We start from the raw sequence: 13,330 nt of genomic DNA on the forward strand, positions 1-13,330 counted from the left end.
AGAAATGGCGGCGGGTCTGCCGCCGGATATCCTTCACCACCCGCTCGGCAGAGGCCTTCACCAGCGATTTTGCATTGGAGGATTTGGGCTTCATCTTCGTTCCTTCGTCACTACGACGAAGCCCAAACCCTCCTTACATCACAACCTCAAATCTGTGCCATTGGCGCTGACGGCGGACACGCGCGAGGAACTGGTCGCCGAGATGGGATCGGCCTTCCTCTGCGCCGCGCTCGGCATCGTGCCGACCGTGCGCCACGCCGACTATATCGGATCATGGCTGGAAGTGCTGCGCGAGGACAATCGCGCCATCTTCCGCGCCGCCAGCGCCGCGACCAAGGCCGCCGACTGGCTGCTCGCCCGGCACCGCGAGGCGCAGGAAGCGCTCATCGAAGGGAGGATCGCGGCATGATCCTCCTGACCCCCGACCTGCGTTTCGCGCTGCGCGCGAACGCCATCAACCACCGCGCCGCCCAGCGTGACGAGGTGCCCGAACCCGATCCCGTACCGGTGCTGAAACTGTTCAATCCGGTGGGCGCGGCGACGTGGCTGGCGACCGAACTGGCCGAGGACGACGACACCCTGTTCGGCCTCGCTGACCTTGGCTTCGGATGCCCCGAACTCGGCTATTTCAACCTGTCCGAGATTGCCTCGGTTCGCCTGCCGTTCGGCCTCGGCATCGAGCGCGACATCGGTTTCGAGACGCCGCACCCTCTGTCCGTCTGGTCGGTGTGGGCGCGCCGCGCCGGTTCCATTCCTTGGGCCGAAACCTTGCTTCACCGTGCCGCCCAAAGCGGTGCGGACCCCGAGCTTCCGCCAAGCGGCGGATGACGCAGGCGGCCGTTTGCCGCCAATCCGTAAGCCGATCCGCCCTCCCGCAAAGAACGACGGACCGGCACTCACAAGGAGTGAAGTCATGAAACTCGAATTCATCGACATTGGCAACATCGACGACAGCGCCGTGAACATGCGCCATGGCAGGAAGGCTCCCGATGTGTCCGACATCCTGCCGACCGTCCGCAAGCGCGGCATCATCGTGCCGGTCATCCTGCGCCCCGGCGTGGCCGAGGGCCGGTTCGAACTCGTCGCCGGGCGGCGGCGCGTTCATGCCGCTCGCATCGCGCAGGCCGACGAGGGCGCGGACCCCGAGCTTGGCCGGGTGCCGTCCGCGATCATGGAGGCGGGCGACGATGCCGCCGCGCTCGAAGCCTCGCTGATCGAGAACTTGGCGCGGCTCGACCCCGACGAGGTGACCCAGTGGGAAACCTTCACCCGGCTGGTCAAGGAAGGCCGCGAGGTGGACGACATCGCGGCCACCTTCGGGCTTCCCGACCTCACCATCCGCCGCGTGCTGGCGCTCGGCAATCTGCTGCCGCGCATCCGCCAGCTCTACCGCGACGAGAAGATCGACCGCACCACCGTCCGCCACCTGACCCTTGCCAGCAAGAGCCAGCAAAAGGCGTGGCTGGCGCTCTACGACGACCCCGACAACTACACGCCGACCGGCCATCAGTTGAAGGCGTGGCTGTTCGGCGGGCAGTCGATCGCGGCGAAGGTGGCGCTGTTCGACCTCGCCACCTATGCGGGCGCGACCGTCGCCGACCTGTTCGGCGACGACCGCTATTTCGCGGACCCCGAGGCGTTCTGGACCGCGCAGAATGAAGCCATCGAAGCCCGGCGCGCGGCCTATCTGGAGGACGGCTGGAGCGATGTCGTGATCGTCCCCGCGTCCGAGCATTTCCATTCGTGGGAATATGAGAAGGCCCCCAAGCGCAAGGGCGGGCGCGTCTATGTAAATGTCCGCTCGACCGGCGAGGTGACCTTCCACGAAGGCTATCTGACCCGCAAGGAAGCCCGCCGCGTCGCCAGCGGCGAGGCTCCCCAAGGCGCGAAGCCGCAGCGCCCCGAACTGACTTCGACCTTGCAGACCTATGTCGATCTGCACCGTCACGCCGCTGTCCGCGCCGCGCTGCTGACCCGGCCCGAGGTGGCGCTCCGCTTGATGGTCGCCCACGCCTTGGTCGGCTCGCACCTGTGGCGGGTGTCGCCTGAACCGCAGACCACGCGCAACGATGAGGTGCGCGAAAGCCTCGAAACCGCGCGCGGCGAAACGGTGTTCGACGAGCGCCGCCGCGCCGTGCTGGACATGCTCGGCTTCTCTTCGGAGGAACCGACCGTGACCGGGGGAAACGGCGACGACTATGGCGTGGCGGGCGTGTTCCTGCGCCTCGTCGAGCTTCCCGATCCTGCCGTAATGGAGGTGATCGCGGTCGTCATCGGCGAAACGCTGGCGGCGGGCAGCGCCGCCGTCGCTGCGGTCGGCACTGAAATCGGCATCGACATGGCCGATTGGTGGCAGGCGGACGAGGCCCTGTTCGGCCTGATCCGCGACCGCGAGGTGCTGGGCCGGATGGTCGCTGAGGTGGCGGGAGAGACGGTCGCCAGCGCCAATGCGGGCGAGAAGTCCAAGACCTTGAAGCGGATCATCGCCGACCATTTGGAGGGCAATGACGGTCGTCCCAAGGTCGAGCGGTGGGTGCCGCGCTGGATGCAGTTCCCGCCCAGCGCCTACACCACGCGCGGCGGTGTCGGCACCGTCGCGGCCCACGCCAAGGTCGATGCCGCGCGCGATGTCGCGACCGTGCCTGAACCCGACGAGCAGATCGAGCCGTTCGCCGAAGCGGCGTGATTGATAACGGGCGGGGGAAGCCCCGCCCGCTTCATTTCGACCCTCAAAAATCGGCCGCGCGCCTCCGCCGTTCCGGCGTCGGCGCGCGGATTTTCTTCGACTCTCCGACGTGAGCGGGATCACCAAACAGGCTATCGGGGCGCGTTATGACCGCAACCCTCGAAGCGATTCTGCAGGACTTGCCCGAGTCTGGCCGCACGCTCGCTTTCTGCGACGAAACCAACCTGACCGAACAGGCGACGGCCACGCTCGTGGCGAACCTGCGGCTCCACGTTGCCGTTGTGGTGCAGTCCGAGGTCTATGGACCCGTCGCCGAAGCGCTCAGCACGTTCCTGGAGGTGAATGGCCTGCCCGAGTTGCACGCGACAGAAGTCGTCAACCCGAAGGCCAGCACACCGTGGCGGGACGTGCCGTTCGACCTTCGAGTCGAGGCATTCGAGCGGTTGGCCCAGGCCCTGGACATGGCCGGATCCCGGATTCCTTACCTCTACCTCTCGAAACAAGATCATGATGGGTTCGTCGCCCAATCGGGCGGTCTAATAACTGCCGACTATAAGCGCAGTCTCAAGACCGTCTTTTTGTCCTGCATGGCGGATTATCTGGTCGGCTCGACCGCCATCCTTGTGATCGACCGGGACAAGAACAGCCCGGGTCCGGCACTCCACGCGATCCAGTCCCCGGGCGATCTGCTTGGCGGCGGAGCGATTTCGGTCGAATCTCACAAGGTCGTCGGCCTCCAGATCGCCGACATGGCGGCCTATGCCGTGCGGCGCTACCTCCTCAAGCGCCACGCGCTCTACGCCGGCAATGGCGGACCATTCGACGAGATCGCTGCGAAGACGGTGGCATCGTTCGAAGGACGTTTCGAGTTGCTGCTAATTGCCGAACCGCTTGCCGCCTGACGGCGGCCCGAGACCTCATTTCGTCCGATAGCGGATCACTTTCTTCTCGCTTCCGCAGATCGAGCAGTGCTCCTTGCGGCGCTCGAACCCTCGCGTGCCGGCCAGCTCGCGCGTCTTGTGGTTGGCGTGCTGGCGCACGGAAAGTCCGAGCCGCTCGCTGATGCAGTCGTCGCAGATCGGTTCGGGCGACAGCCGTTCGATCAACCCGCGAACCTGATCCAGTACCGTCATCACATGCACCCTGTCCGATCGTCTAGCGGCGGGGGACGCTGAGGCCAGCGACCGACTCGGGTCAGGCTTCCGCCGGTTGCGGCTCGACGCCCATTCGCGATCGCCGACGATCCGTGCGTCCCACCCACTCCATTCCGTTCGCCCGCTGCCCCGGCGGCCTTGATCGATTGCGGTTTGCCGCAGTCCGTCCTCTGGCGCGCAACGGCCACGCCGACCTTCTTCCCCGGCGCGGTGCCCGCGCCTTCCTCGCGAGGCAAGAAGCCCGGCTTCCGGCCGTCCTCCGCTGCGCTTCGGCCTGTCGGTGCGCGCCGTCCGACCAGCGGCCTGACAACCGCATCGAGGCCGCATGGGGCGGCGTCGGAACATCGAATGGAGGTTATCATGGCACAGATCGGCACGTTCACCCGCGGTGAAGGCGGCGTCTACAACGGCGAAATCCGGACCCTGACGCTGCGCGTCAAGGCCAGCATCCGGCCCGTCGACCGCGAGAACGAGAAGGCCCCGGACCATCGCGTGAGCGCCGGCGGCGTCGAGTTCGGCGCGGGCTGGACCAAGGCGGCGCGCGACACCGGCGCGGAATATCTGAGCCTCAAGCTCGACGATCCGTCCTTCTCGGCGCCGATCTACGCCACCCTGACGCAAGGCGATAATGGCGAGCACAAGCTCATCTGGTCGCGCTGAATACGGTGCCCCGCGCGCTTCGGCGCGCGGGGTTCGAGCGGTGAGCCGGATTTGCCATAGCTCGCGAGGGACCTTGCAGGCGGGGGCGTTTGCTTGTGTCCGCTTTCCGTCGCGCGGGGCTTCCGGACCCGTGCCACCCGACCTAACCCGCACCGCTCTCATTCGGGGTGTGTCGAAAAAGGTCTCCCCGATTCCGACACTCCCTGTCGGATGCCGCGCCCTCCATCCCCGGGGCCGTGGACGGCACCCAGCCGTCCGAGACCAACATCGGACAGCCAATATGGATAATGACGACGACATCTCGCGCGCGAACCGCGCCAAACGCGGCTCCCCCTATCTCAATACTGATCAGGCGGCGGCCTATTTGAAGATCTCGGGCCGTTTGCTCCGGCGCTTGCGGCGCGACGGCAAGGGGCCGGTTTTCCGCCTCCACAGCCGCTTCGTGCAATATCACATCGACGACCTCGACGCTTGGTCCGAGGAACAGGCGGTGGGGGAGAAGCGCCATGACTAGGCGCTCCGATCACCGCTCCGAGCTGCCGCTCCTCGCCTGGGGCGACCAGCTCCGCGCCGACAAGGACAAGCGCCGCCGGCTCGGCCGTCGCATCGCGATCATCGGCGCCGGTATTGCGATTCTGGGGTTGACGACGGCCTTCCCGCCGTCACCGCGCCTCGTTTGGAACGCCAGCGCCAGCGCCCCGGTCGGGCTCTATGCCGTGACGCCGGGGAGTGACGTCGAGCCCGGCAAAATGGTGATCGCCTGGCTGCCCGACGCGTGGCGCACATTCGCCGCCAGCCGCCGTTATCTGCCGGCCAACGTCCCACTCGTGAAGCGCGTTGCGGCTGGACCGGGCGACGAGATTTGCGCGCTCGGACAGGAGATTTTCATCAACGGTCGATGGGCTGCTGAGCGGGTCGCGGCTGATCCGCGCGGGCGTCCGATGCCTTGGTGGAGCGGCTGCGTGCGGCTCCGCGGACACCAGTTCTTCCTGCTGATGACGAGCAGTCCGGCATCGTTCGACGGGCGCTATTTCGGGCTCACCGAGAGCAGCCAGATCATCGGCAAGGCGCGTCCGCTGTGGACGCACTGAGGCGATTGGCGGCGGCCGCCCTGATGCTGGTCGCGACGCCGGCGCATGCCGACGAGGTCGCGCGCTGGACGATCTATATCGATGAGGCATCGGCCCGCTTCGGCATCCCGGCCAGCTGGATCGAACGGGTCATGCGCGCCGAAAGCAACGGCCTGACCATGCTCAATGGTCGGCCGATCCGCAGCCGCGCGGGCGCGATTGGCCTCATGCAGCTGATGCCGGCGACCTGGGCCGAGATGCGTGCGCGGCTCGCGCTCGGCGCCAATCCGGACGATCCGCGCGATAATATTCTCGCCGGCACCTTCTATCTCCGGCTGATGTACGACCGGTTCGGTTATCCTGGGCTGTTCGGCGCCTATAATGCCGGCCCGGGCGCCTATGCCGAATGGCTCGCCGGGAAACGCCGCTTGCCCGGCGAGACCATCGCTTATCTGGGCACGGTCGGCGGCGCGCAGCGACCACCGCAGCCTGCTGACGTCCCAGCGCCATCGCCGAGTCTGTTCGTGGTGCGGCGGGACAATTCCGCGCAGATCGTAGCCCCCGATCCCGCCCGCGAGCAGGTTTCGTTGTTCGCGGTTCGCAAGGACGTGCCATGATCGCGGGCGTTGGAGGGGCTCGTCTCGATAGGCCTAGCATGACGGCTGGCGGAGCGGCTCTCAAGGCCCGCGGGTGCCCCCCAATTTGCTGCGCAAATCGGTTCCCCCCACGTCCGCTGCGCGGCGCTGCGCTTCGCTCCGCGGCCCTGACAGCCGCTCCGCCACCCGTCTTCTCCACGTTGTTCTCGATGATGGGAACGCAAGCGATGGAGATCATCATGACCATGTTTCAACCCATATCGGTGGCGGCGGATCGCGTGATGGCGGCGCTGGTTTCAGGGCTCGAGATCGAGTTCGGGCACGGCGCCGGCGAGGCCTTGGCGCATCGATTTCTGGAGGCCGAAGAGAGCGATTTCCTCTGGGATGCACGAGAAATGGAGCGCTGGATCGGCGCGTTCGAGAGCGTCGACGAGGACGAAATCGACCTCGATCGGGTACGGATTTTCGGACGACTGGACGGCAAATGGTTCGTCGCGGTGATGATCGTCGATGGCGACGGAAACCCGCACGGATTGATGGGAAAGCGCGAATTCACGCGGCGGCGCCGGGCATTGGCGGCGTTTGCGGATGCCTGATCGTCACATCTTTTCAGGCCGGGTCGCGGTGCCGGATCGGCATCGTGGCCCGGCTTTCTTTTTGATCCGAGCGGGAGGATCGGGACAGGAAGAAGGGAAAAGGCGAAAGCAAGAGAAAGGCAATGCCTCCAAGGCATTGCCAAGTGGTTGTCTGCACATCGTTTTTTTACGAGACATGCCGCGCAGCGCGCGAGACATGCTCGTGAAGATCGGCGGAAATCCGCCATTTTTGCTCGGCAATCCCGAGATTCACAGTCCTGCAGGGGCTCAGCGATGAGCGACGACGAGGATTTCACCCCTCGGCTCGGCCGGCAGCGACAGCGGAGCGGCAAGAAGGCGCGGCGCTACCTTGGCCGCATCGTCGGCGCCGCGATCCGATCGGCCGAGAAGGGCGCGATCAGAAGCCGGCGGTTCGACGGCAGCCGGATCGGCCGCGGCGCCAGCATGGGGCGGCTGCTTTCCAGCCGCGATCGGTTCAGCGGCTTGCGCGCGCGGCGCGCGGTCGTGAAGACCCGGCTCGTGCGCATCGGCGCGAAGGGCATGCCAGCGGCGCGCGCTCACCTGCGCTATATCCAGCGCGATGGCGTCACGCGCGAAGGGGCGCCGGGCGAACTTTATTCGGCCGAGCAGGACACGGCCGACGGCAAGGCCTTTCTCCAGCGCTGCGATGGCGACCGCCACCAGTTCCGCTTCATCGTCTCGGCCGAGGACGGGTCGGAATATCCCGACCTCAAGCCGTTCACCCGCCGGCTGATGGCGCAGATGGAAAGCGATCTTGGGACCAGGCTCGACTGGGTCGCGGTCGATCATTTCAACACGGCGCATCCGCATACCCACATCATGCTGCGCGGCGTGGACGATACGGGTCAGAATCTGATCATCGCCCGCGAATATATCTCCCACGGCATCCGCGAGCGCGCGGCCGAGCTGGTGACGCTCGATCTTGGACCACGCACCGACCAAGAGATCGAGGCGCGGCTTCGTCACGATATCGGTGAGGAGCGGATGACGGCGATCGACCGCCGTCTGATCCGGTCGATGGACGCCGATCGCCTGGTCACATCGGCAGACCGCGACCCCTTCCAGCAGGCGCTCCGAGCGGGCCGGTTGCAGAAGCTCGCCAGCTTGGGGCTGGCAGAGAATGTCGGCGCCGGCCGCTGGCAACTCGCCGAGGATCTCGAAGCGACGCTGCGAACGCTCGGCGAACGGGGTGACATCATCCGCACGATGCAACGCGAGTTGACCGCACGAAAGCTCGAGCGGCCCTGGCTCGGTCGCAGCCTGTTCGGCGCGGGCGAGACCGATCCCGAACCGATCGTCGGACGCGTAATCGCCCGTGGCCTCGCCGACGAGCATCGCGATCGCCACTATCTGCTCGTCGATGGCGTGGATGGCCACGCCCACTATGTCGACATCGGACGCGGCGATGCCGTCGCACCGATCGCCGAGGGCGCGGTCGTCCGTGTGTCGGCGCGCAGCCTGGTGGTCCGCGATGCCGATCGCGTCGTTGCCGAGGTGGCGGCAGCCAATGGCGGCCGCTATTCGACCGACTTGCATCTGCGCCACGATCCATCCGCCACGCAGACATTTGCCGAGACCCACATCCGCCGATTGGAGGCGATGCGCCGCGCCGGCGCTGGGGTGGATCGCCAGCCCGACGGCAGTTGGACCATTGCGCCCGATCATATCGATCGTGCCGCCGCCTACGAGGCACGTCGCCACCGCGACCAGCCGGTGGACGTTGAGACGCTGTCAGCGAGACCAATTGAGCGGCTGCGCGACGCTGACGCAGCAACCTGGGTCGATCGTGAGCTCGCATCGCAAGCGCCGCTACCAATCCGCGATGCCGGTTTTGGTCGGGAGGTTCGAAGCGCGATGACTGCGCGCAGACAGTGGCTGGTCGAGCAGCAGCTCGCCGACATCGAGGGGACAAACGTGCGGCTGCGCGCCAACGCGCTCATGTTGCTGCAAAGGCGAGAACTGTTGCGCGAGGGCGACGCACTTTCGAGCGAGGTCGGGAAGCCGTTCGTTGAGGCGCGCGTCGGCGAGCGGATCGAGGGGACGATCACCCGGCGGATCGACCTCGCCAGCGGCCGGTTCGCGATGGTCGAGAAGTCGCGGGAATTTACGCTGGTGCCGTGGCGGCCGGTCCTGGAAAATCAACTCGGTAAAGCCGGCTCGGGCATCATGCGCGCCGACGGTGTGAGCTGGCGGTTCGGACGCGGGCGATCAGGGCCCGAGATTACATGATTCGGGCGATGTCAGCTTGCGCCCCACAATCGGCTTCGAGACGACCGCTTCAGGAGGCGCTGCGCTCAATGGGCGCAGCCGCAACAGCGTTCGAAAAGCGCCCCGGCTGTCGGCGCGATGCCAGTGTTTCTTTCGTGCTGCTCATAGGCCGGCCCGGGGCACGGATCGTACGAACGCACGCCTGTGACAGCAACATGAGGCGGCGCTCCCCATCAACGATAGTTTCCCGCGGGTCACACGTTAGCAATGCGATCGCTCATCCATTTTCTGACCCAGCGCTGACGTTTGATATCCCCGAGCCCATCCAAGACTGATGCAGGCAAAAGTTCTTGTTCTCCGCTGAAGAGGCCACGCGCGGGATGCCCCTCGGGCAACAGATCGAGGATTGCCTGGGCAGCTCCCGGATCTCGATCATGAAGGAAATAAGCACCGAGAACGGCGAGCGAACGATCCACGTTCGAATGAGCCATGCGTTCGCATAGCGCGACAGCCCTCTCGAGCGGAGCATGGTGACAAACCAGCACGACCGCCGACGGCGCGAGCGCCGCGCCAAGCCTGACGATCCGTTCCGGCGTGAACGGCGCCAGCAGCTCGTCCTCAATTGTGCCGGCGAAGACCAAGGCATCAAGCGCATCGAGCCGAAGCCAACCACGATCGCGGTCGCCGAATAGCGCCCGAATTCTCATGCGAATTGCTGCGGACCCGCAGCCGGCTCCGACCCGCAGACATCCCTGGCTGAGCGCTCGATCCGAGGTGGTCGTCGCTAACTTTATGAGCTGGTCACTGGTCTCGTCGGATAAGGGGGCGTAGGCCGCAAGCCCTTCCACTGCCTCCCGCGCGATAGGGTAAGAATCAGGTTCGTTGTGTGAAGGGTCGGCGTCCGACCACGTGTCGCCGGTCAGACGCAGCAATACCGGGAAGTGATCGGGATGCGGCTTTGCCGCAATCGCGCGCACCAGTGCCTGACGAACGTGTCGGCCAGGATCGCCGGCCAGCGCGAGGATTTCGACGGGGAACGGCGGATCAGTTCGGCTCACCAAGAACTCGACAGCAACGACCCGCGCACTCGCCCGAACGTGCTGACGGGCCTTCGTGACGGCTTCTTCATCCTCGATCTCGACCGCAGCGGAGGCAGCGGCCTCTGCCAGGTCCTTGTCCTCGGTCTCATTCAACCATCGACGAATCGTCTCGACCGGCATCTCGCCCGCCTCAATCAGGAGCGGGACGACCTCCGAGAGGATGCGAGGCTGCGCCGTCTCAGCTGCTTGCCGCAAAATTTCAACCGCTTGATCGCTGAGCATCGCGGCACGCGACCGCCCGAGAAGCAGCGCCCAACCGACCTCGCGGTAAGGGGGATCCAGCGCCCGAATAAGGCTCACCATTCCGGCCTTCTGGAGCTTGGAATAACGGCGGCGCGCGGCACTCAGGTCGCAGAGGAAGGCAACGCGCAGGGCGGCGGTTGGAGAAGAAGCGAACGCGTCGGCAAGAAGGCTCTGGTCGACGCCCATGGCGCAGGCGATGGCGGCCTGACTGTCGCTTTGCTCTGGAATGCCGGCGATCAGCGCCTGCTTGAGCTTCTCTCTGAACTCCGAATGCCAATGTTGACGCAGCGCGTCCCACGCCGCGTCCTCATGTCCGTCCGCCTGAGCTGCAGCGAACATCGCTGACAGCTCCTCGGGACTTGGGGGGGCGGCGGCATCTGCGTCGCGGATCGCGCGCGCCCAGTAATAGCCGAACTCGGACGCGCGATTATGTCCGGCCAGCTCCTTCCAATCGCCGGCCGCACGGAGGGCTTCGATATAGAGCTCAACGATGATGCCAGATGCATAGCCATCGTCGTCATGGCCGGAGGTGTAATATTCCTCGAACCCATAGTCGCACTCGCCGTCGGCAATGAGGCGCCACCGTTCCACATTTTTCGCCCGCTGGGCATCATCGCCTGCAAGATCGTTAAGTGCCTCCTCGAACACCGCTTTGAAGGATGTCAGATCGCGTAGCGCGCCGGTCACCACCGCCTCAATATTCGACCCGTGGCCCATGCCAACCAGACGGCGCGCGGCATGAAGATAGGCGGGCTCAAGCCCAGTCGCGATGCGGTCGAGTGCCACCGGGAATTTGGCGCCGTAGGAACCATGTTCGTCGGAAAGCTGATCGCGAACGAAACGCTCGGCGATCAGAAAGGAGCGTGGATCCTGCGAAATTCGATCATACCATGCGTCGGGAAAGTTCGGTGCCTTCCATCGGTCAATGAAAAAGGCCGCGCCGCGCTGGACGCTGGTCAACAACCAACGGGCCAGTTCCGATGGATTGGAAGCCTCACTGCCTACGTCGCTGGCGAGCTGGAGTAGCTTGGGAAAATCCGCAGACGGATCGACCAGAGCAGCGTCCAGCCAACCATCGATTGCAGCTTGGGCGGCAGCGGGAACGTCGAAGGTGAACGCACCGTCCTCGACGCCGGCGACGAGCCGGCGCCCTTCGTCGATCAGGCGAGCGGCCGTCTCCATGCCCCACTCAACGTGCGGTTGCGGGAGGGTGGTGAGCGCGGTCAGCAGCGCTGCAAAAGCCGGCTCATATCGAAACAGGTCAGCCTTCAGATGGCTCTCGAAACCCGCCCGTACACTCGGATGCGCGAAGGCGACCGATGTTGTCGGCTGTCGAAGATGGCGCGCGGCGATCATCGTGTCGATCAGCTTGTCGAGACCATTGGCAAGGTCAGGCGCGGCGAGCCGTAAGGACCGCATCAATGCAACGAGCTGCGTGCGATCGAACGATCCCCGTGCCGCCAGCACGCCCCAGATCGCGGCGGATTGACCGGTTGTGTCGGCATGGGTCAGGAAGCGGTCGACTACGCCCTCGACCGCATCACGATGAGCGAGCCCGATCAGGCGATGTAGCCATTGCCCGTCATTCTCGCCCTCAGCGCGACCGGACAGGATGTTGGCGAAAAACAGGGCGAGCTCAAGAGGCTTTTCGAGCACGCGGAGAACATCCGGTCTGAAACTGAGCGCCTTTGCCTGAAGGTCGGGCGGGAGGAGGTCCATCCGTTTATCGTATATCTCGGCGAAACGACCGTTGAGATACCGATCGGCTTCCAGTTCGATCGACCATGGTGCGAGACCACCGACGGCTTGCGCGCCGCGCAGCATGTCGCTTCGCGATGTAACCACGAACTGATTGTCGCTACGGGCGTCGCGCAGCATGCGCGGAAGCTGCTCGGTCCAGGTCTCGGAGCCGATTCGCAGGCTATTCTGCCCCCAAGGATCTTCGAGATAAAAGAGCTTCGGTCCCGTCTGAACGATTTGCCGGATGCTGGAGGGGTCATTGTTCGGATTGACCACAACTACGTCGAGCGCCCCGTTGCGCTTGCGCGCCTGATCGCACAGCGCGCGTGCAGCCAGCGTTTTGCCGGTTCCAGACGATCCAGCGATAACCACCGCGTTCTTCTTTTCGAGCTGTCGGATCATGTCGGGGAAATTTGTGGGTTCCACGAAGGCATCGAGTTCCGCGACGCTCGCAAGAAACCCGCCGTGGGAGCGAATCGTGCCGAGCAGATCATTATAAGCCCAAACCCCCGGTGAGGTGCCGCGCATGCGCGCCTTGGCTTCCTCACGAAGCGTGTCGAGACATGCTCCCTGCCGATCCTCCGGCACGCGCAGGATAGCGGTCAGTATATGTTCTAGCTCGTATTGGAGCAGCTTTGGCGTCAGGCTGGCATAGATGGCAACCCGCCCTTCCGGCGCGTCGGGCAGGATGTCACGAAGTGAGGCCGGAAAGTCGTCTCCTCCCGACCGCTCCTCAAAATCCCCGACAAGCAGTTTGCGAGCCACGCCTGACACATCGGCATTTGTCACGAGCAGATACCGAGCATCGGGATCGGCGAGGTGGTCCTTGGCCGGCGTGCGCCGTTTGCCGTGTTTGATGAGGCGCTCGAAATCGGCGAGCGACCACGGATCTCCGCCGCGCAACTTTATTTGCATGATGAGCCGGGCGGTGACGCCCAGCTCCGCCCGCGTCTCGATATGACCGGGATCATCTTCTGTGAGCTCGACCTCGATGTCATCGGCATTCGCTGGCTCCAGCGTGATGCGCGAGGCGGATTTGGTGACGAAAAGGATCCGCAGCGCCGCCAAGATCGAAACGTCGAGCTGATAATCGTAGCCGGCCAGCGCGGCTGCGGCACCCGAATCATTATCGAGGGCGGGGCTGGGATTGGTTGGCGCGTTCATCGGCTCACATTAGATTGGATCGAGTGCAGAACGAGAGCGAAGAGTCGCCCTCGTCAGCATAAAGACGATGACGTCCGACGATCTACGTGGAT

12 protein-coding genes and 1 pseudogene are annotated in these 13,330 nt (G+C 65.0%); 11 read left to right on the forward strand and 2 right to left on the reverse strand.

From position 1 onward, the window contains the following. Window positions 1-181 precede the first annotated feature (181 nt). From BOS5A_RS01410 to BOS5A_RS01425, 4 genes and pseudogenes are all read left to right on the forward strand, one after another. Window positions 182-409 (forward strand): annotated as a pseudogene (locus tag BOS5A_RS01410) (zincin-like metallopeptidase domain-containing protein); the annotation flags it as partial. After that, window positions 406-828 carry a DUF2958 domain-containing protein gene (locus tag BOS5A_RS01415; RefSeq protein WP_151953450.1) on the forward strand — a complete coding sequence of 141 codons (423 nt, stop codon included), beginning with the start codon at window positions 406-408 and terminating at the stop codon, window positions 826-828. The pseudogene BOS5A_RS01410 and the gene BOS5A_RS01415, both read left to right, overlap by 4 nt. 85 nt (window positions 829-913) lie before the next feature. After that, entirely contained in the window at window positions 914-2,686 is a 1,773-nt protein-coding gene (locus BOS5A_RS01420; RefSeq protein WP_151953451.1) for a ParB/RepB/Spo0J family partition protein, read from the forward strand. A gap of 146 nt (window positions 2,687-2,832) precedes the next feature. Continuing rightward, complete coding sequence (locus BOS5A_RS01425; protein WP_151953452.1) at window positions 2,833-3,588, forward strand: DUF3800 domain-containing protein; 756 nt, start codon at window positions 2,833-2,835, stop codon at window positions 3,586-3,588. Window positions 3,589-3,603: 15 nt separating this feature from the next. On the opposite strand, the gene BOS5A_RS01430 is transcribed toward BOS5A_RS01425, so the two are convergent. Beyond that, window positions 3,604-3,819: a hypothetical protein gene (locus BOS5A_RS01430; RefSeq protein ID WP_151953453.1), complete on the reverse strand. Its 216-nt coding sequence runs from the start codon at window positions 3,817-3,819 to the stop codon at window positions 3,604-3,606. Between the two features lie 381 nt (window positions 3,820-4,200). Here BOS5A_RS01430 and BOS5A_RS01435 point away from each other — a divergent pair, with 381 nt between their 5' ends. The 7 genes from BOS5A_RS01435 to rlxS all read left to right on the forward strand — a co-directional run bounded on the left by BOS5A_RS01435 (window position 4,201) and on the right by rlxS (window position 9,012). Beyond that, window positions 4,201-4,500, forward strand: a complete 300-nt coding sequence (locus BOS5A_RS01435) for a DUF736 domain-containing protein (RefSeq protein ID WP_151953454.1) — start codon at window positions 4,201-4,203, stop codon at window positions 4,498-4,500. A 280-nt stretch (window positions 4,501-4,780) separates the two neighbouring features. After that, the gene (locus BOS5A_RS01440; RefSeq protein ID WP_151953455.1) at window positions 4,781-5,014 is read left to right on the forward strand and encodes a helix-turn-helix domain-containing protein; all 234 of its coding nucleotides are present in this window, start codon (window positions 4,781-4,783) and stop codon (window positions 5,012-5,014) included. After that, window positions 5,007-5,591: a S26 family signal peptidase gene (locus BOS5A_RS01445; RefSeq protein WP_151953456.1), complete on the forward strand. Its 585-nt coding sequence runs from the start codon at window positions 5,007-5,009 to the stop codon at window positions 5,589-5,591. Before BOS5A_RS01440 ends, BOS5A_RS01445 begins: the two co-directional genes overlap by 8 nt. Then, window positions 5,579-6,187 carry a lytic transglycosylase domain-containing protein gene (locus BOS5A_RS01450; RefSeq protein WP_234419153.1) on the forward strand — a complete coding sequence of 203 codons (609 nt, stop codon included), beginning with the start codon at window positions 5,579-5,581 and terminating at the stop codon, window positions 6,185-6,187. Before BOS5A_RS01445 ends, BOS5A_RS01450 begins: the two co-directional genes overlap by 13 nt. Before the next feature lie 260 nt (window positions 6,188-6,447). Then, complete coding sequence (locus BOS5A_RS01455; protein WP_234419236.1) at window positions 6,448-6,762, forward strand: hypothetical protein; 315 nt, start codon at window positions 6,448-6,450, stop codon at window positions 6,760-6,762. Beyond that, the gene (locus BOS5A_RS01460; RefSeq protein WP_151953457.1) at window positions 6,755-7,039 is read left to right on the forward strand and encodes a hypothetical protein; all 285 of its coding nucleotides are present in this window, start codon (window positions 6,755-6,757) and stop codon (window positions 7,037-7,039) included. Before BOS5A_RS01455 ends, BOS5A_RS01460 begins: the two co-directional genes overlap by 8 nt. Then, window positions 7,036-9,012, forward strand: a complete 1,977-nt coding sequence (gene rlxS, locus BOS5A_RS01465) for a relaxase/mobilization nuclease RlxS (RefSeq protein ID WP_151953458.1) — start codon at window positions 7,036-7,038, stop codon at window positions 9,010-9,012. Before BOS5A_RS01460 ends, rlxS begins: the two co-directional genes overlap by 4 nt. Before the next feature lie 233 nt (window positions 9,013-9,245). Here rlxS and BOS5A_RS01470 read toward each other — a convergent pair whose 3' ends face one another. Further along, window positions 9,246-13,238, reverse strand: coding sequence for a hypothetical protein (locus BOS5A_RS01470; RefSeq protein ID WP_151953459.1), 3,993 nt, complete (start codon window positions 13,236-13,238; stop codon window positions 9,246-9,248). Window positions 13,239-13,330 lie beyond the last annotated feature (92 nt).

Origin of the sequence: Sphingomonas sp. EC-HK361, assembly GCF_902498785.1 — a bacterium.
Lineage (GTDB): Bacteria > Pseudomonadota > Alphaproteobacteria > Sphingomonadales > Sphingomonadaceae > Sphingomonas.